We start from the raw sequence: 19553 nt of genomic DNA on the forward strand, positions 1-19553 counted from the left end.
CAACGTAGTCTCCGACAAAAAATGAAGCGGGCAGCTATGAATAATGATTATATGTTTCTGGTTCTGACTTCTTGTTTCGCCGATCATATCTTAGGTTCTTCTGAACCTTTGTGTCAAGCTTAATGAAGATGCTCTTACCCTGTGACCAATGACTAATGACCACTGACTAATTCCCCATTTGCGATCGCAACTTCCCCGTTTTTAATTCAGTCTCAAAGGCCATCCGTACCTTTTCCCACTCCGTTTCGGCTTCCAACAGTCGATCGCGCGCCGTCCTCGCATCAAAAACCTGTTCCCCTCCAGACTCAACCGCCAAGCGGCCCATCAACTCCAACTCCTTGCAAACTTCCGAAAAAGACACCGCTCCTAAATTAGCGCTGCTCGACTTCAGCGTGTGAGAAGCCAGTTTCAAACTATCAGCATCGCCGAGAAAAATAGCCTCCTTAATTGTTTCTAACTGCTGCGGTGCATCTAACAAATATATCTGAATCAACTCCCCCAAAAAATCCGGGTCTTCCTCATCGTCTAACTCGCGGAGACTTTGCAAAACATGAAAATCGATCGGCGAATTTGCTCCCGGTTGAACGATTGAGTGTCCAGCAGCCTCACTGTCAACTGGGTCAGTAATATGTTGATTTTTCAGTTCAGCAACGGCATCCAATTCATCCCGTTGCAGGGGTTGGCATTTGCCCAGGGCGATCGCCAACTCTTCCCGGCGCACCGGCTTAGTAATATAATCGTCCATACCCGCTTCCAGACACTTTTCGCGATCGCCCTGCATCGCATTAGCCGTCATCGCAATAATTCTCGGCTTCTTATTGGCTGGCCATTCCGCACAAATGCGGCGCGTCGCTTCCAACCCGTCCATCTCCGGCATCTGCACGTCCATCAGCACAACATCGTAAGATTGCCGCTTCAGCGCCTCCAAAACCTCCAACCCATTAGCAGCAATATCTGCCCGATATCCTATCCTGTCGAGCAAATGCGTAGCTACTTTTTGATTCACCACATTATCCTCCGCCAACAAAATCCGAATTTGAGTAGAATTAGCTGCATCCTGTGCGACAGAATTGCTCGCCACCTGCCTCAAAACCGCAGGTGTCCGCTGCGAGCGATGATGTTCTTGAGAATTTTCAAAATACTTCAATCCCGAAGTCAAAGTCGCCACATTTGAAACTTCTCCCTTGCCACTTCTGCCGGCAACATATCCAAAAACTTGCAGCAACACATTATAAAACTGCGACTGTTTTAGAGGCTTAGTTAAAAAAGCCGAAAAATGTACTTCTGTAGTTTCAAGTTTTTTCCAGACTTCCGCCTTGCTCAAATAAGTAAATAGCACCAAAGGTAGCGGAACTTTGCGAGGACTTGTAACTTTGATGACATTCGGATTTAGCCCCTCGCCGCCAGACAAATTGCTCAGCTCCCATGAACGAATCTTCACAGCCAAAGCCACGCCGTCCATATCTGGTAGATTCATCGCCAAAATAGCCAAATCGATCGCCGAGTTTTCTTTGATGATTTCCAAAGCCTCAGCGCCCGAAGTTACAGCCACGGGTATCATGCCCCAAGCCTCAGCTTGCCGGATCAAAACTTGTCGGTTAATGGCATGATTCTCGGCAATTAACAAACGCTTGCCAACAGTAAATTCCGGCTGTTTTTCCTCAACCGCGCTTTCATTAGCTTCAGCAGTTACCGTGAAATAAAAAATCGAACCGGAACCCGATATCGACGGCGCAGAAAATCCCGCAGGTGGTGTCCCTGCCATACTTTGTCCGATCGCAGAAACAGCAGGTTGAGACTTAGAACTTGCCGGAGAAACCTGACTGACAACCCACATTTTACCACCCATCATATCGCTCAAACGCTGGCTGATAGCCAGTCCCAGACCAGTTCCGCCGTACTGTCGAGTTGTTGAAGCATCCACCTGCGAAAAAGCTTTAAACAGGCGATCGATCCTGTCTGGCGGAATGCCAATTCCGGTATCTTGGACACCAAATTGAATCTCGTATTGTCTGGTACTTGGCAACTGTTCTTGCTTAATTGCTAGCGGTTGCAGAGCTAGAATATTGGTTATTTCCGGCAAAATCTTAGCAGCTACCGGCTCGATTTTTCTAGCGGTACAAGAAACGACAATTTCTCCAGATTCTGTAAATTTAACTGCATTTCCTAGCAGATTTACCAAAATTTGGCGCAGCCTCGTGACATCTCCTAAAATATTTTTTGGAACAGAATCATCAATAAAGTAAGCCAATTCTAAACCTTTTTCCGACGCTCTAGGAGCCAGCAATTCCAGAGATTCTTCTATACAGTTTTGCAGCTCGAAGGGGCTGCGTTCCAAATCCATTTTGCCCGATTCAATCTTGGAAAAGTCTAGAATATCGTTAATAATAGTCAGCAAAGCATCGCCGCTGGTGCGAATTGTCTCCACAAAATCCCGCTGTTCTGTAGTTAGTTCCATATCCAGCAGCAAACCGGTCATCCCGATTACCGCATTCATCGGAGTGCGGATTTCGTGACTCATAGTCGCTAAAAATTCGCTCTTAGCTCTGTTAGCAACTTCCGCCGCTTGTCGCGCGTGCTCCAAAGCTTCGTTTTGCTCTGCTAACTGTTGCTGTCGGTGAACTTCCTTTTCTAAAAGTTGGGCTTGGGCTAAGGTAATTCCGACTTGAGCGGCAACATCTTCTAGGAGTTCAATTTCGTCGGGAGTCCACTGGCGAGTTGCATCGCACTGGTGCAAAGTAATAATGCCATTCGGTTCTCCTTGATAGGAAGTGCGAACTGCCAACATAGATTTTAATCCGATGCGGCGGCACATTGGTACTGAAGATTCGAGCAAAGGATCGGTGAACACATCGGGAGATGCCAGGGCTATATCTTCAGCGAGTAGTTTTTCTGTGTAGGGGTTGTAAGTCACGGAAAGTTCTAAATCTAAAGCCGATTCGTGACCAGGTTCTAAGTATTCTGCGACGCAAGGAAGGTGGGGATAAGGTTGGGAAAGATAAGTGTGAATTGTACAGCGATTTACGCCGAATACGCGGCCGATTTGGGTGGCGGTAGTCTGAAAAATTTCTTGAGTGTCTAAGGTCGATCGCACTTTTTGAGTAATTTGCTTGAGCAGCAAAACGCGCTGGTACTGACGCTGCAAAGTGCGCTCTCGCTCTTCGCGGGCAATTTCCGCGCCGATGTAATTCCCCATCAACTTTAAAATTTCTAAATTCAGCGGTTTTAAAGGAGGTTTAGCGGTGCAGGAAGTAAAGCTCAAAGTGCCAAAAACTCGCCCTTGGACGATGACCCGCGTGCCGACAAAAGCCTCCAACCTGCGCACGGCGTAAGCGGGATGCTGCTTCCACTCAGTAGTTCCGGCGGATTCGATCGAAATAGGTTCGATCGATCGCAAAACCTCTCGCTCGAAAGTTCTGCTTAAAGAAAAACCATCTCCTTTAGCAAATCCGAAGGGAAAATCTTGCGGTACATAAGCCGCGAGCACTTCGTAGCGATCGCCCAAAACCCTGCCCAACAGCCCGATATCCATCCCAAACTGACTGCAACCCATTGCCAGCAACCGGGCCGTTCGCTCATCAAAAGAGCCTGACGAGCCCACCATTACCTCGTAGAGCGATCGAATTGCCCGCTCACTTTCCCGCAGTTCCTCAACCCCTGCGACGCGGTTGCAGACATCGTGCAAAGTTCCTAAAATTCCGACTATTTCACCTTGGGAATTCAGCCTAACTTGGGCAAATATTTCAACAGAAACAAAACCAGAATTACTGTAAATTTCTAATTCATTTTTGCCTGAGTCCGACTTGTATTTAATTTGCAGTTCTCGCCGATAAAATGCCGATTTCCCTGACAGCAAAGACTCCAATAAATTTGCACAATGCGAGCGCTCATCTGGATGCACCCAATCTAAAAAATTAGTTGTCAAACTTTCGGCAACCGAAAAACCCGTAATTTCAGTCCAAGCGCGGTTGAGAAATGTCCAAATCCCCGCCGCATCCATCTGAAAAATTACGGTTGCTTTCAAAGCATCAAATACTTGGAATTGCTCCACGCCATCGCAGTTTTTGAGTTCTAACTGCTGGTTGGGAGTAATATCTGTATGAGTTCCGACTACCCGCAGCGGTTTGCCCGTAGCGCCGCGCAAAACTTGACCTCGGTTCAGCACCCAGACAGTGCTGCCGTCTTTGCATTGCATTCGATATTCTGCTGCAAAATCTGCTGTTTTTTCAGCGAAGTGATCTTCTAAAGCTGCCTTTACTCCGTCAATGTCGTCTCGGTGGATGCGACTCCACCATTCCGATCGGCGATTCGAGATTTCCCCTGCTTTGTAGCCGAGCATTTCTTGCCATCGCGCCGAATAAAAAAACTCATCTGTTTCGAGATTCCAATCCCAAATCCCCTGATTGTTGACGGTAGCGGGGAGATTTGGGGGCTGCGCGACGCTACTGTTGTGAGCAATTTCTGCACCTGGGTGGCGATTGGCTGCCGGAATTTGTATTTCTGTCAAGAGTCTTTTGTACTCCGCGTTGCTAGATTCTAGCTGGCGCTGCAAAGCGATCAAGCCTGAATGCAGAGATTTTGAGTCTAGTGCTTGTAACAGGATAGTTTGAGGATTGACAATCCCGATCGGGTGATTGCTGTCGTTGATGACTAATAGAGGTAACTGGCAGTAGTTTTTTTGCAGCAGGGCGATGGCTGCTTCTAGGGTAGAGTGCGATCGTACCAGGGGTGGCGAACTGCTGCAAATCGCTCCCGCTCTAATTCTGTTCGAGTCTCTGCCCGTGGCTTGCAACTGCACGATGTCCCGCGAACTTACCACGCCAACCAGTTTGTGGAGGTTGGGATTTGTAAATTTGGAATTTGTAGCAGCACCATTCGAGTTTGATTCGGGAGTTTCAGTGATTAATACATAGCTAACATTGTGTCGGAACATCAGTTGCGCCAAATAGCGAACTGAAGCAGTAGCAGGAGCGTGAATAATTCGCGAGGCTCCGATTTGAGGGATTTGGGCGAGTTTAATTAAACTCGCAGGCAGCTCTAATTTCGGATGTAAAATTGGTAGCGGCGGAGGGAAGGCAAAGGGCGCTGCTGGTGACTTTGGGTTGCTAATTTGTGGTTGTGTCGATCCCCCAATTTCCTGCAACAGTTGTACCAAGCTTTGGGAGCTAATTATACCGACAAGTTCTTCAGCGTCGTTGACGACTGGCAAATGCCCAATCAGATGTTTGTCGAGCAGATTTGCTAAGGCAAAAAAGTCGGGAATTTCTGATTCTCGCGCTACGGTTACGGTTCGGATCATGATTTGCTCGATCGCAAATCCCCTCAAAGCAGCGCCTATAGAACTTAGCTGGACGACATCTCGCGCTGTAAAAATGCCCAGCACCGTCTGGGCGCCCGGCTCGGAAGCTTTGGAGCCGTTGAGACTGATCCCGTTGGCGGATGCCTTTACTGCACGCGGTACGCCTTTGTACAAACCCAACTTTTCCCGCGACTGTGGAGAAGTCCCGTTGGTGGGATTTCCGAGTTGAAAATTTCCGCGCGGTTCTACCACGAGGACGTAACTGGCTCCTGTGCTGCTCATCAGCTCGATCGCCTCTTCTACGGGCGTCTCAGGGGTGACGGTGAGGGGATTGCGGTTAATGACCTGACTGAGGGAGGGAATAAACATCAGGGGGCATAAAAGTGATATTTGTTAGAAAAGCTCGATCGGGGCCAGCGGGTTGATTGAGAGGTTTTGCTCGCGAGGTTTCGTCTGCGCGATCAAAGTTTATGCACGATTCACATCACCGTTCCATTAAACTTACCCAAAGCTACCCAAGTCTAGACTTAGCTGGACATAGGTAGCCGGGAGTGTTAACTTCCTGTTTCTTTCGTAGCGACAACATGACTGTTGTCGGGTTTGTCTACTCCGCAGGCTGCCACGGTGGAACTCACCGCCAATTCTGAACGTTCGGGCACACAAATACCTTCAAACCAACGTTCTATATTTCTAGCTGCATTCAAGTCACGGTCTTGTACGTTTCCGCAGTTGGGACATTCAAACACTCGGACTTTTAACGGCATCTTGTGCCGATGATTGCAACAACTTGAACAGATTTGACTGCTCGGGAAAAATCGATCCACAAGCGTCAACTTAGAGCCAAACTTTTGGGTTTTGTATTCGAGTTGACGTTTGAATTCGTACATTCCGCAATCCGCGACTGCACCAGCAAGTTTGTGATTCTTTAAAAATGCCTTGACGTGCAAGTCTTCAATTATGACTTCGCCGTGTTTCTTGGCGAGGTAAGTTGTCAGCTTGTGGATAGCATCTTTTCGGATATTGGACACTTTTAAGTGCAGTTTAGCTAGCTTCGAGACGGCTTTATTCCGGTTCTTGGAACCCTTGACTCGCTTACTGACGCGCCGTTGTAGGCGTTTCATCTTGCGACTCATTCGACGGTAAGCCTTTGGATTGTCAAAGACTTGACCGTTGGAACAGACTGCTAGCGTCTTGATGCCGATGTCAACTCCGATAGTCGGGCGGTCAGGTGCAGGGACGGGTTTTTCTATTTCGCACTTAAACGCAATGAACCATCTGTCTGCTTTACGACTAATTACGCAATTGTGAAAAGCAGTAATTGGTAGTGGTTCGTGCAACCTGACCCAACCTATCTTAGGTAATTTAATCCGCTTGCCGTCGTTATTTATTCCTGGCTTTGCTTTGCTTCCTTGCTCTAGATAGAAGGAGTCGTGCGATACACCCTTCTTCTTGAACCTAGGTTGCTTAGATACCTTTTTGAAACACCTGTCCCAAGCTGTCCTCAATTCGGCTAAAGCTTGCTGAGGGCTTGCCTTGGAAGAGTCGTAGTACCACCGACACAATGGCTTGACTTCTGCCACTAAGCGCTTGTGAAGATCAATGGCAGAAGGGATTTTGACTGTCTTGTCGGTTCCCCTTTCCTCCAAAGCTTGCAGGATTAAAGCGTTACCCCAGTTGTAGGCGTGTCTAGCGACTCCACAATGCTGGCGAAATCTAGACACCTGCCTGTTATTGGGTTTTAGTTCCGTCTTGAAACTGAGTAACATTTACTTTGCTTCGTTTTTGCATTATCCTTATTCTATACGGAATTAATACGGAACGTCAAAATGTCGAGAAAAAAGATTTATAGCGAGCCTAAGCGTAAAATCAATCTGAGTCTGACTGAGACTGCCACTAAGTGGTTAGACGAACAGCGGGTTCAGCTTACCGCCAGCAGTCTTAGTGACGTTATTGAAAGACTCGCTAGAGAGTTACCCAAAAAGTCTATTGATGGGTAACTCTGTCCAAGGATTGCGTTGCAGTTTCCGCCCCAGAGGGCGGACTGTGGGATTGCCGGCAATTCCTTGCCTAGCCTAACTGCTGCGGATTTACGAGCAAGAATTTCTGCGATCGTCTAGACTGCACCCGACTTTCTCGTCTTCAACAAAACTCTCGCTCGGATTCTGTTGGAGGCAAGATACCTACACGCTACCAATTTACCAGCGACAGGAGGAGAATCACAACATAAAGATTTAGGTATTTCAACCGTCTAATTAAGGGTTTGAGGGTTCCAGGGTTCCAGGGTTCCAGGGCAAAACAGGCAGAAAATCAATAATTCCCATCATGACTAATTCTATCTTATCCCAATTCTGACCCCGCCCAAAAACGGGTACAAGCCCCGGACTTCAGTCGCGCTGATCCCAAAATTTTAGACCAAAGTTCAAGCTACCAGATTCATCTGTGAAGTAAATCTCAAATCTAAAAATGGAAAATTTCAAATCTCAAATCGACTGATCCAGAGGATTTTAGATTCAATTCAGGCGATCGAACTTGATGAGAATAGCGCTATTCCCCGCCACCGCAAAAGTCGCATTACCGCCCTTCAGCGTTAAGCTACCAACAACCTCATCCATTGCCTTCACACTGAACTCCCGCACCGTGCCATTACCACCTTTGATCAGAGCAGAAAGATCGGCATTAACAGTATAAGATTTTGCTTGGTCGTTCACAGCCAGCAAATAAACATTGTTGCTAGCATCGCGAGTGGCAACTGCCATTAAATTAGCACTGTTAGTGACAGGAAAAAAGGTAGCTTTCGGGCCCTGCAAAGCCCGAATCCCCATCCGCAAAGCATAGTAGCCCGCGCGCCGCTTGCCGCCTGGGCCCAGCAAACCTTCTGGCAGTACCGGCTTTCCCCAGTCGTACAAACTGAATATGTGACTACCGTAAATATAATTATCCCCCGGTTGGGAACCTCGAATCAAATTTTTAATCAAACTTAAAGCTAAAGATAAATCGTTATAGCTAATTTGATAACTTCCCCATTCTCCCACCCAAAGCTGCGAGTTAGCGCGGATACTACCGTTCATCCAGCCGCGCACTTTGCGAGTGTAGTTAGAAATATCTGCGTCGTAATTGTGGACATTGACTGTATCGAAATAATTGGGAATTTCTCGCAAAGCATCAGCAGGCCAATTGCTGCCGCCTACGGTTTTCGGGCCGTGGATGCGGTATGTGCGCGAAGGCAAATAAGTTTTGTAAACAAAGTCGATCGCATCTTTGGCCACTTTCACCAATTCAAAATAATCTGCCCTAGTCCCACCCCAACCCTGTTCCCGGTTATCCGGTTCGTTGTGAATTTCCCAATCATCAACGCCGTAGTCATTGCGAACATTTAGCCAATAAACAGTAGCAAACACGTGTTCCCACCACTCGTTCCAATCTTCTTTAGTTCGGGGCGGATTCAGTTGCAGCGCCCAGGAAGGATTCCAGCTACTGTCAACATTGCGAATGCTGACAACCGGGCGAATATTTGCTTGTTTCAGAGTATTAAAAATAGTCCTCGCATTGCCTTGCCAAAGTGTGTCCGGTTCTCCCGACCACCAATAATCGCTACCCTGGGGCGGATCGGTCATAATCTGATCCCAATGCGCCCAATTAATTATATTGGGATTTGCCTTAATTTGGGAGATTTCCGGCCAGCCGTATTTACCGTCATCGTCTTCGGGTTCCCACCGGGACATCCCGCCGTAAATGCGGTAGGTATTAATTCCTAAATCTTGTAAATCTTTGAGGTCAAAGTTGATGTTGCCCTCGACAGCACCGATGTAGCGAGTGCTGACACCCGCAGGAGTGCCGGAGAATTTGATTGTTTCGATGTTTTGAGCAAAAATGGCGATCGGGCTGCACAACTCAAGGATGAGGGCGATTAAAAAGGCGATCGTAAAATTCCGAATAGTTATCTTTGAGAACACGGGACTAATGACTAATGATTAAATCAAGCCTACAAATATAGCAGGTAATCATGAGTCATGAGTCATTAGTCATGAGTCATGAGTCATGAGTCATGAGTCAAATACATTGAGAAATTTTGCGTAATTCCTGTTAGGAATGAGAATTAAATAACTTACACAAGTTTGTGGGGTGGGCGTCCCGCCCGCCCTTGTGGGACGGGCGGGACGCCCACCCCACAATAACAATTAAAATTGTAAGTTATTTAATTTGCGATCCTTACTAAAACTTCTCCACAACATACTTGCCCAAATTTCGGCCCGCCTTCAACCCATCTCGGTTGTCCGACGGCCAATGAGCACCACCGTAAACGCGACTCATCCGGGCTTCCGCCGCAGTTTCAGTCAAACTTTTAAAAGTCCGAGTCGGCAGCTTTGGTGGCGCAAACGGCCAAACCGCCGGCATCAACCAATTCGGTCAAGTAGTCGGCTACTCCCAGGATGGGATAAATCAAGAGCGCGCTTTCGTCTGGAACAACGGTAAACTCCAAGATTTGAACAATTTGGCAATGACAAATCCCACCTTTGGCGACCAGAAGGTGACATTAGCTCGCGCTACTGGCATCAATAATTTCGGCGATATTTCTGCTTACGGAACTTACACATACAAAGATGCCAAGGGTGCGACTTTAACGAGAACTCGATCTTATCTGTTGAAGGCATTACCGACAACTTAAATTACTTGAAATTAACGCAGATATCTGAAAAATATCTGCGTTCATCAGCGTTAATCTGCGGTTAAAAATCCCTCTTACTGCAACATCAAAGCAACTTCCTTCGCAAAATAAGTCAAAATCAAATCAGCCCGTTTAATACTCGTCAAAGTCTTCAAAATAATCCGTTGTTCATCAATCCAGCCCAACTGTGCCGCCGCTTTGACCATCGCGTATTCGCCACTGACATTGTAAGCAGCCACGGGCAAATTAGTTGCTTCGCGCACTTGGCAGATAATATCGAGATCAGCCAAAGCTGGTTTTACCATCATAATATCTGCACCTTCTGCGATGTCTAAAGCAACTTCTTTCAGTGCTTCCCTAGCATTAGCAGCATCCATTTGATAAGTTTTTTTATCCCCAAATTTGGCAGCAAAATCAAGGGCATCGCGGAACGGGCCGTAATAGGCAGAGGCATATTTTGCTGAATAAGCAAGGATTCCTGTATCGATGTATCCCCCTGCATCTAAGGCTTGGCGAATTGCACTGATTCTGCCGTTCATCATGTCGGAAGGTGCTACCATGTCTGCACCGGCAGCGGCTTGAGAAACTGCTATTTTTACTAAAACTTCAACTGTTGGATCGTTGAGAATTTGACCGCTTTCGTCAACTAATCCATCGTGTCCGTGACTGGTAAATGTGTCGAGGGCTACGTCGGTAATTACGATTATTTCGGGGATGTTTTGTTTGATGGCTTTGACTGTTTGCTGGATTAATCCGCCGTGGTATTTTTGCAATAATGATAATAATTATCAGATAAATTGGCACTATCCCCGTTGGCTCGCCAAGGGTTTAAACCCCTGGCGTCGGGCGAAAGTCCTCTAAAAGAGGACTGGAAAACCTGATTTTCATGTCAATATAATTGTTTTCAGCAATGTCAAAAACGCGAAGTTAACGGGAAGTTAAGACAATGTATTGAGGGCGCGATCGATCGATCAATCCCTCTTCTTCTAGCCTCGCCATCAGCCGCGTTACTGTAATCCGCGTAATCCCTATCGCCTCAGAAATCTCTTGGTGAGTCAATCTCAAATCAATTAACAGCCCTTGTGCGACTTCTCTACCAAACTTTTTGCCCAACAAAATGAATAGTTGCAGCAGGCGATCGCGCAGAGATTCGGTGCGAACTATGCTGAAAAATGCCTGAGTTTGCTGAACGTGCGCGAAAATTTCCTCTAAGGATCGATCGCACAAATTGGCAGGAATGTAGCTAATTTCTACATGAGTTTTGCACTCAATTTGATAAGGTTGGACACCTGACAGCGGCTGACCGATCACATCCCCAACACCCCAATATCCCAGGGTCATTGCTGTCCCCTGGTCGCTCCAAGTCACTGCTCGGACGGCTCCCCGTTCAATCCGCAGCAAGCCTTTAGACGGCACGGTAACTAACTGGCGGTGGGTGAAAGTCTGGTGTTTGAAACTAGCGTACAAGCCTGGAGTGTAGGTGGAAAGAGTCATGGGATTCACCGTTACTTTGAACACAATATGCAGCTTAAATTAATTGAGAATATTTGTCAACTATCTTGGTGGATTACGCAAAAAATCAAAGAAACCGGGTTTCTTGACAAAAATCTAGGCTTTCTGCGCCCAGCCCTGACAAGAAACCCGCTTTCTCATCCGTAAGCTGAAACGCTGTTTTTTAGGTGTTTCGCGAGTAGAGACTCTTCACTGTCTGTCAGGGTTTTGATTTGGGGGAATTCGGCGGCGATGCGGGAAAGGTCGATCGGCACATTTCCTGTTGCGGGACACAAATATAAAAAGAGGCAGAGCCTCCCGATCTGCATTACCAGGCAGAGCCTGGTAACGAGCAGACGAGCAATTTTTTGATTTTGATTGCTCATCTTAGTACAAAAGTATGTGAGCAATATCACATACTTTTGTGCGTTATATCATATTAATGCAAGTTAACAATCTGTTACATTTATTTACATAAAGCAACAAAGAAAAACAAATGAACTCATCTAAACTTGTGATTGACGACCAAGGCCTGCTGAACAACTTCGCAGTCGAGCCTAAGATGTATGTAGACGCGACAGTCAGCACCGGATTTACTAAGTACGCCGAGAAAGTTAACGGACGTTTTGCGATGATTGGCTTTGTTTCCCTGCTGGCGACAGAAATTTTAACCGGACAAAGCTTTCTTACCTTCCTCAAAGATGCTTTAGGCTAGGGCGATCGGTTACATAGATTTAAGATAATCTTCGTTCAATAGCTTATAATAAAAAATGTTTGTAGTCAGGACTGGAGTCTTAATTACAAACTATTTTTTTGTTTAAAATATGTTTGCTATCGCCGCTTGTAGCGAATCAAACTGCAAATATGCTCAAACAACTTTGCTTGCCAAAAACTCTCTCATGTAGCGATTCACTAACTGCGGCTGTTCCTGGTGTACCCAGTGGCTGCAATTGGGAACATACTGAATCTGAAAATCTCGCACGTAATCTGCTGTCCCGTAAGTTAACTCTTTGCCGAGGGCGCTATCATTTTCTCCCCAAATCATCAGCGTCGGAACTTCGAGGACATCCCAATTCTGGCGATCGAGAAATCCGCGAGAAATATTGCGATAATAATTAATAGTAGCAGTCAGAGCACCTGGTTTGGCAGCCGCATCTTTGTAAGCTTGGATATCTGAGGAGGTAAAGGTGCTTTTGTCAACAGCCATGCCTTGCAAAGCGCGATCGATCGCCCGATAGTCGCGCAACCGAATTAACAACTCCGGCAAAACTGGCAACTGAAACAAAAAGACGTACCAACTTTTCAGTAATTGTTGGCGAGTGCGCAACCCTTCAGCAAACTTTGCCGGATGCGGTAGATTCATCACAATTAATTTATCCACCATTTCGGGATAAGCATAGGCAAAATTCCAGGCGATAGCGCCTCCCCAGTCGTGGGCAACTAAGACGCAACTTTCATACCCCAAACCTTGAATAATTCCCTTGACATCTTGCACAAATTCTGTCATCACGTAAGCAGATTTATCCTTGGGTTTGTCGCTATCGTTGTAACCTCTGAGATCCACAGCGACAACTTGATAATCTGATGCAAATTCCGGGATTTGATGACGCCAAGAATACCAAAATTCAGGAAATCCGTGCAGCATCAGCATCAGCGGACCTTTGCCTTGAGTGACACAATGAAGCTTGATGTTATTTGTAGCGATAAATTCGTGTTTCCAAGCAGCTTCTATCACCGACATATCTGATAATTCCTCTAACTATAGAGATATCCTAGCAGTTATACCATTTGAGATTTGAGATTAAAGAATTAAAGAGTTGAAGAATTGGGAATGACCGATGACTCTCAGGCTTTCGTTTTTCCTTTGTCGAACATCCCACCTGTGGTTATTCCCGAAAAGATTGCTATCTCAGTCACAACATTAGTATACTTTTACTTAGAACCAAAAAGCTATCAAGCCAAAAATCATTGATTTTTGAGCTGGCAAGAATCCCAAGTCGCAAGAAGTTGAGGATTTGTGAGGATAAAAGTTGAATGATGCAAAGATGGCTGTACTAGGAATTAAAGGAGTTGATGCCATGTCTGGCGATCTACAAAAAATCATTAACCGCTTGACAGATCGTCTAAAGCGTGATGTATTAATCGAAAAATCCCTATACGACATTCAAGAAGTTGTGCAGAGCGATCGCGCGGTGCTGTATTATTTTTACAGACAGTGGCAAGGTCGAGTGACTTGCGAGATGCTCAGTGCGATCGAACTCTCAATCTTGGGCTCGACGGGGCCAGACGAGTGTTTTAACGATGAATACGCTGCTTTGTATGAAGCCGGCCGAGTTAGAGCAATTGCAGATATTGAGACAGAACCAATTCACCAATGTCACCGAGATTTTCTCCGTAGCCTGAAGGTGCGCGCTAATTTAGTCGTGCCAATTTTAACAAAAAAAGGACTGTGGGGGCTGTTAATTGCTCATCAGTGCAGCGGGCCCCGCACTTGGTTGCGAGCGGACATTGAATTCATGCAGAAACAAGCACAAAATATGGCAATGTCTCCCACAATTCAAGATAGTTAATACAGATAAGACGGCGGTTGAAACCGCGCCTACAAAAAACAAAGTCCGCCTCCGCGGACTGAAGAAGTCACATCGTTTTGCCGAGCAGACTTTCTTAACCCAAACGTATTGCCCGATATTCAACCCGCGGAGGCGGGTTTTGTTTGTATAGGAGCGATTTCAATCGTACGTCCTAATTAGCTACAGCACTCCCTAAAGGATGCAGCAGCAACACCTCTTGCAAATACTTCCCAGTATAAGACCTCGGATTTGCCGCCACCTCCTCCGGCGTTCCCGCCACAATAATCTCGCCACCCTTATCTCCCCCTTCCGGGCCCAAATCGATCGCCCAATCGCAGCACCGAATCACATCCAAATTGTGTTCGATTACCAAAATTGAATTACCCTTATCCACCAACCTTTGTAGCACATTTAGCAAGTGGTGAACATCATAAAACGACAAACCAGTCGTCGGTTCATCAATCAAATAAAGCGTCTTCCCAGTAGCGCGGCGCGACAGTTCCGTTGCTAACTTCACCCGCTGCGCTTCACCCCCAGAAAGCGTCGGTGCTGGCTGTCCCAACTGAATGTAACCCAAACCAACATCCACCAAAGTTTGCAGTCTTATACCAGCCCTGGGAATATTTTTAAACATTTCCAAAGCCTCCTCCACAGTCATGTTCAAAACATCAGAAATCGACTTACCTTTATACTTTACTTGCAGCGTTTCCCGGTTGTAGCGCGCACCTTTACAAACCTCGCACTGCACGTAAACATCCGGCAAAAAATTCATCGAAATTACGTTCACGCCTTGGCCACCGCAAGCTTCGCACCTTCCGCCTTTTACGTTAAAAGAAAACTGCCCCGCTTTGTAACCTCTTGCCTTCGCTTCAACGGTTTCACAAAACAAATCCCGAATCACATCAAAAACTCCCGTGTACGTAGCAGGATTAGAACGCGGAGTGCGACCGATGGGAGATTGATCGATCACAATTACTTTGTCAACTACATCCTGAAGAGAGCGTTCACCCTTTGTTTTGAGGGCTTCCATATCGGGCGGTAACGGAACTTTTTTGGTGAGATAGTGTTGCAGCGACGGGTACAACAATTCATTGATTAAAGTGGATTTTCCCGAACCGGAAACGCCCGTCACACAGACGAGTTTTCCCAGCGGAATTTCCACATCAATATTTTTTAGATTGTTGCGCGTCGCATTTTTGATCGAGAGAGCTTTGCCGTTGCCTTTTCTCCTTTCATTCGGAGTTTCAATTACTCGTTTTCCCGACAAGTAAGCTCCGGTCAAAGATTCCTCTGCCGCTAACAAGTTTTCTAAACTTCCTTGGGAGATGATTTTGCCACCGTGAACGCCGGCACCTGGCCCGATATCGATAATATGGTCGGCCGCTCGCATGGTTTCTTCATCGTGTTCTACTACAATCAAAGTATTGCCTAAATCGCGCAATTTTGTTAAGGTTTGCAGCAGGCGAAAATTGTCTCTTTGATGCAGTCCAATGCTGGGTTCGTCTAAAACATAGAGGACACCTGTTAAACCAGAACCGATTTGAGTGGCGAGCCGAATTCGCTGGGCTTCTCCGCCAGAAAGTGTCATGGCTGCACGGTCTAATGTCAGATAATCTAACCCGACATCAAGCAAAAATTGCAGCCTTGCTTTGATTTCTCTCAGGGCTAAATCGGATATTTGGAATTGTCGATCGCTCAATCCCAAATTATCCATTCTCTCCCGACATTCGCGAATCGAAATGCTCGTCAAATCCACAATTCCGTACTGTCCCAACCGCACCGCCAGCGCCTCTGGTTTCAACCGTTTGCCGTGACAAACATCGCAATGGCGATCGACTCGATACTGTTCCAACTTCTGTTTGATCAAATCAGAACCAGTATCATCGTACTGGCGCTGCAACATGGAAATTACGCCCTTAAAATCTCTCCTAAAATCGTTGCCGTTGCTGTCTCTATTCTTACTTTCTGCTGTTTGTTTGGACTCATTTCCATACAAAATCACCCGCTGATGTTCTGGCCTCAAGCGGAACCAAGGAGTGTCGATCGCAAATCCGCAAGCATCAGCAACGCTGCAAAGTAAAGAGAGATAATAGGAATTGTCTTTGTCTGACCAAGGGGCGATCGCACAATACAGAGGCGCTTTCTCGTCGGGAATGACCAACTCCGGCGCAAAAGTCCGCAAACTCCCCAAACCGTGGCAATTTGGGCACGCACCGTAGGGGGAATTAAACGAAAATAACCGTGGCGAAAGTTCTTCCATTACCGCGCCGTGTTCGGGACAAGCAAAGTTTTCCGAAAATACGATCGGCCCATTGGGTTCGGAATTTTCGTCAGTTGGTAACTCTTCAATTATCGCAATTCCCTCAGAATGCCGCAAACAAGTTGCTAGAGAATCCACTAAACGTTCTTCTAAACCCGGTTTTTTAACTAACCGATCGACAACTATCTCGATATTGTGGATATGATTTTTATCTAATTCGATATTTTCCGAAAGTTCTAAAATTTCTCCGTTAACTTTGACTCGAATAAATCCTTCGGAAGCTAAACTAGAGAGTAATTTGCGGTGAGTGCCTTTTTTTCCGCGCACCACGGGCGCCAGAAGGTGAAAGCGAGTGCCGTCTGGAAGGGCCATCACCCGATCGCACATTTCATCAATTGTCTGCGGTGCAATGCAGCGATCGCAAATCGGACAGTGCGGTTCGCCAGCTCTGCCGTAGAGTAATCTGAGATAATCGTAAATTTCTGTAACAGTGCCGACAGTCGATCGCGGGTTGTGAGAAGTTGACTTTTGGTCGATCGAAATAGCCGGACTCAACCCCTCGATCGCGTCCACATCGGGTTTGTCCAACTGTCCCAAAAACTGGCGCGCGTAGGCGCTGAGAGACTCCACGTAGCGGCGCTGTCCTTCGGCAAAAATTGTATCGAAAGCCAAGGAAGACTTACCAGAACCGGAGACACCAGTAAACACGATCAGGCGATCGCGCGGCAGTTCCAAATCGATATTCTTCAGGTTGTGCTGTCTCGCACCGCGAATCCGAATCGTATTTTGGCTGTTGGAGTTAGAAGTCGTCACCTGATGCCCATTGTGGGATGCACTTGGCTGGCTGTGTGAGGTTTCGGCGCGTTGGGACATGAGAGTAGTGCAAAACAGTGCTTAACCATCTTAGCGCTGCCTTTGGAATAGATAGCATCCAAACTCAAGAATATCAAAGAATCTTAAACAGTTGACAGTTGACAGTTGACAGTTGAGGGTTCGGTTGACAGTTGACAGTTGACAGTTGACAGTTGATACAAGTTTACTTCTCCTCAATTAAGATTAACCTTAAAGAATAGTAAAGATAGGTTTCCGTCGGCCCGTCGGGCAAAACCTTCAAACTTTGATGCTTCAAATCCACTTCAATTCCCAGCATGGTTTGATCGACATTTTTCGGATAAAATCTAGTCTCATCCTTTAATTGCTGAGGCTTAGTGTCATGCCTATTCCCAAACTTAGTAAAACGATCATCAAGAATAACAGTTCTGAGCGATCGCTCAACCGAGCCGAAGATTACTATCTCGGTGGCGATGTGACTAACGCAGTCCTCCGTGGCAATATGGTGCAAGCAACAGTATACGGTTCTCAATATGAACCCTACCGTATTACCCTACCCTTTACTCATGCCGGATTAACATCTGGAGTCTTCTGCACTTGTCCTTACGATGGCGATGGATGGTGCAAACACATTATCGCTACGCTGTTTTTGTGTCTGCGAGAACCAGAAAGCGTTGAACAGGGCGAGACGCTGGAAGACTTACTTTCTCGCCTCAACGACGCCCAAATCTATGAGTTAGTAGAGCATTTAGTGGACAACGAACCGTCACTGATAAATGCGATCGAACTATACGTCAACTCAAACGCTGTGTCTGCGCCGACAAACCAACTGACGAAAATACATCGCCAAAGTGCGATCGATCCTGCTCCTTTTCGGCGACAAGTACGAGAAATTTTCCGAAAAGCTGAGGATTATTCCGAGTATGAATATGATGAAGAAGACCCAATTACAGAAGAAATTTTAGAACTAATTCAGCAAGCCCAGGAATTCAGCGAACATGGAGAAGGCCAAAACGCCTTAGTAATTTTAGAAGCCATTACCGCAGGCTGCGTTGATGATTGGGATGACGTAGAAGAATATGGTTTTGAAAGTTATGAAATCACTAATGCTTTGGATGAAGCTTGGACAGCAGCCATTTTGACCGCTGAACTAACTGCAGAAGAAAAAATAGATTTCCAGGTGATGTTAGAAGGTTGGAACGATGAATGGGATTGTGATTTCAGCATGAGTTTGGAAGCTTTACGCCAAGGTTGGGACTATCCGCCACTCCAGCAGATATTGGAAGGAAACCTTACTGGATCGGGAATCTGGGCTGACAATGCACCAGATTATGCTCGTGAATTAACCTTGACTCGCTTACAAATTCTCGATCGCCAGAATCGCGACCAAGAATACTTATACCTAGCCAAAGCAGAAGGCTGTATTCAACAATATCTGACCATGTTAGCTCGCTTGGGGAGAATAGAAGAAGCTGTGAAAGCTGCGGAAACCGAGATGACATCAGTCGAAGAGGCTTTTGCTCTAGTTCAAATTTTACAAGAAGACGGATACTCAGAAGAAGCTCTAAAAATTTGTCAAGCTGGGTTAGATTTACCCGGCAATTCTACCTACAAACTGGCAGTTTGCATGAGTGAATTAGCCGATGAATTGGGAGAAAAAAAATCTGCATTTAATGCCAAGATAAAAATCTTTCAAATTCAACCTTCCTTGAGTGATTATCTTTCATTGCTGGAGTTATCAGGAGATAATTTGTCACTTTTGAAATCAGATTTATTGGAAATTGTAAGAACCACTCAAAAGTACACTTCTACCGAAGCAAAGGTCGATATTTTTCTGCATGAAAAAATGATTGAAGAGGCGATCGCCCTTGTTGACACATCCTACGAGTCAGAACTGGTTCACCGAGTCATGACGGCGGCAATTTCCCATAGCCCCGATTGGGTAATCGTCAATGCTTGTGATCGCGCTGAATCAATTCTAAATGCAATGAAATCAGCCCAGTACGATAGTGCGATTAAGTGGCTAGAAAAAGCCCGTGCTGCTTATATACAAGCTGGGCTAAATGTTGATTGGTCTGCTTATCGCGCTCAACTGATGGAAGTACACGGTCGGAAACGGAAATTCATGGGCTTGTTCAAAAACTCATATTTAAATTGAGTCTTAAGTTGACCGTAAATCGGAACAAATAAAAGCATCCCAATTAGATCAATTCTGGCTACGCCGAGATGATATAATTTCAAGTGTTGTAGGGGCGGGTTCGCCCTGATATTTGCAAATATCGACACATTAGACCTCTTGCAAAATAATTTTATGATATAATAGACCTCTTGCAAAAAAAATCTATGCTATAATATAAATTTTTCAATTTAATCCCCCTAGAGCTAACTCATAATTATAAATTGCTGATAACAAATTACAACGCAGACCATAACGGC

The 19553-nt window shown here is 46.0% G+C and carries 11 protein-coding genes and 1 pseudogene; 4 read left to right on the top strand and 8 right to left on the bottom strand.

The genetic code is table 11. The features are described 5' to 3' along the window. Positions 1–166: 166 nt before the first annotated feature. From QUB52_RS25290 to QUB52_RS25305, 4 genes are all read right to left on the bottom strand, one after another. On the bottom strand, positions 167–5668 hold the full coding sequence (locus tag QUB52_RS25290) for a response regulator (RefSeq protein ID WP_332975507.1): 5502 nt from the start codon (positions 5666–5668) through the stop codon (positions 167–169). Between the two features lie 185 nt (positions 5669–5853). Next, positions 5854–7065, bottom strand: a complete 1212-nt coding sequence (locus tag QUB52_RS25295) for an RNA-guided endonuclease InsQ/TnpB family protein (protein ID WP_265239792.1) — start codon at positions 7063–7065, stop codon at positions 5854–5856. Positions 7066–7809: 744 nt separating this feature from the next. Beyond that, positions 7810–9252 (bottom strand): hypothetical protein, encoded by a 1443-nt coding sequence (locus QUB52_RS25300; RefSeq protein WP_332975508.1) that lies wholly within the window; start codon positions 9250–9252, stop codon positions 7810–7812. A gap of 259 nt (positions 9253–9511) precedes the next feature. After that, on the bottom strand, positions 9512–9694 hold the full coding sequence (locus QUB52_RS25305) for a hypothetical protein (protein ID WP_265239390.1): 183 nt from the start codon (positions 9692–9694) through the stop codon (positions 9512–9514). Between the two features lie 103 nt (positions 9695–9797). Between QUB52_RS25305 and QUB52_RS25310 the strand changes: the two genes are divergently transcribed. Next, entirely contained in the window at positions 9798–9965 is a 168-nt protein-coding gene (locus QUB52_RS25310; RefSeq protein ID WP_265239389.1) for a hypothetical protein, read from the top strand. A 74-nt stretch (positions 9966–10039) separates the two neighbouring features. Here the strand turns inward: QUB52_RS25310 and hemB are convergent. Together hemB and QUB52_RS25320 are read right to left on the bottom strand one after the other, a co-directional pair. Continuing rightward, positions 10040–10720, bottom strand: a pseudogene (gene hemB / locus QUB52_RS25315) (porphobilinogen synthase); the annotation flags it as partial. Between the two features lie 172 nt (positions 10721–10892). After that, on the bottom strand, positions 10893–11459 hold the full coding sequence (locus tag QUB52_RS25320; protein WP_265239388.1) for a Crp/Fnr family transcriptional regulator: 567 nt from the start codon (positions 11457–11459) through the stop codon (positions 10893–10895). Positions 11460–11952: 493 nt separating this feature from the next. Between QUB52_RS25320 and QUB52_RS25325 the strand changes: the two genes are divergently transcribed. Next, positions 11953–12171: a chlorophyll a/b-binding protein gene (locus tag QUB52_RS25325; protein WP_265239387.1), complete on the top strand. Its 219-nt coding sequence runs from the start codon at positions 11953–11955 to the stop codon at positions 12169–12171. 153 nt (positions 12172–12324) lie between these two features. Here the strand turns inward: QUB52_RS25325 and QUB52_RS25330 are convergent, their stop codons facing one another. Continuing rightward, complete coding sequence (locus QUB52_RS25330) at positions 12325–13197, bottom strand: alpha/beta fold hydrolase (RefSeq protein WP_265239386.1); 873 nt, start codon at positions 13195–13197, stop codon at positions 12325–12327. Positions 13198–13486: 289 nt separating this feature from the next. Between QUB52_RS25330 and QUB52_RS25335 the strand changes: the two genes are divergently transcribed. Further along, positions 13487–14026 carry a GAF domain-containing protein gene (locus QUB52_RS25335; protein ID WP_442923232.1) on the top strand — a complete coding sequence of 180 codons (540 nt, stop codon included), beginning with the start codon at positions 13487–13489 and terminating at the stop codon, positions 14024–14026. Positions 14027–14198: 172 nt separating this feature from the next. On the opposite strand, the gene uvrA is transcribed toward QUB52_RS25335, so the two are convergent. Further along, entirely contained in the window at positions 14199–17159 is a 2961-nt protein-coding gene (uvrA, locus tag QUB52_RS25340; RefSeq protein ID WP_332975477.1) for an excinuclease ABC subunit UvrA, read from the bottom strand. Positions 17160–17499: 340 nt separating this feature from the next. Here uvrA and QUB52_RS25345 point away from each other — a divergent pair, with 340 nt between their 5' ends. Further along, positions 17500–19275, top strand: a complete 1776-nt coding sequence (locus QUB52_RS25345) for an SWIM zinc finger family protein (protein ID WP_332975476.1) — start codon at positions 17500–17502, stop codon at positions 19273–19275. The last annotated feature ends 278 nt before the right edge of the window (positions 19276–19553 follow it).

It is taken from the genome of Microcoleus sp. A6-C6 (assembly GCF_036705955.1).
In the GTDB taxonomy this organism is placed as follows: Bacteria; Cyanobacteriota; Cyanobacteriia; order Cyanobacteriales; family Microcoleaceae; genus Microcoleus.

What these genes read in the sequence shown, in the direction of transcription:
- QUB52_RS25290 (WP_332975507.1), bottom strand. Translation starts at nt 5,668, where the DNA reads ATGTTTATTCCCTCCCTCAGTCAGGTCATTAACCGCAATCCCCTCACC.
- QUB52_RS25295 (WP_265239792.1), bottom strand. Translation starts at nt 7,065, where the DNA reads ATGTTACTCAGTTTCAAGACGGAACTAAAACCCAATAACAGGCAGGTG.
- QUB52_RS25305 (WP_265239390.1), bottom strand. Translation starts at nt 9,694, where the DNA reads ATGCCGGCGGTTTGGCCGTTTGCGCCACCAAAGCTGCCGACTCGGACT.
- QUB52_RS25310 (WP_265239389.1), top strand. Translation starts at nt 9,798, where the DNA reads ATGACAAATCCCACCTTTGGCGACCAGAAGGTGACATTAGCTCGCGCT.
- QUB52_RS25320 (WP_265239388.1), bottom strand. Translation starts at nt 11,459, where the DNA reads ATGACTCTTTCCACCTACACTCCAGGCTTGTACGCTAGTTTCAAACAC.
- QUB52_RS25325 (WP_265239387.1), top strand. Translation starts at nt 11,953, where the DNA reads ATGAACTCATCTAAACTTGTGATTGACGACCAAGGCCTGCTGAACAAC.
- QUB52_RS25330 (WP_265239386.1), bottom strand. Translation starts at nt 13,197, where the DNA reads ATGTCGGTGATAGAAGCTGCTTGGAAACACGAATTTATCGCTACAAAT.
- uvrA (WP_332975477.1), bottom strand. Translation starts at nt 17,159, where the DNA reads ATGTCCCAACGCGCCGAAACCTCACACAGCCAGCCAAGTGCATCCCAC.
- QUB52_RS25345 (WP_332975476.1), top strand. Translation starts at nt 17,500, where the DNA reads ATGCCTATTCCCAAACTTAGTAAAACGATCATCAAGAATAACAGTTCT.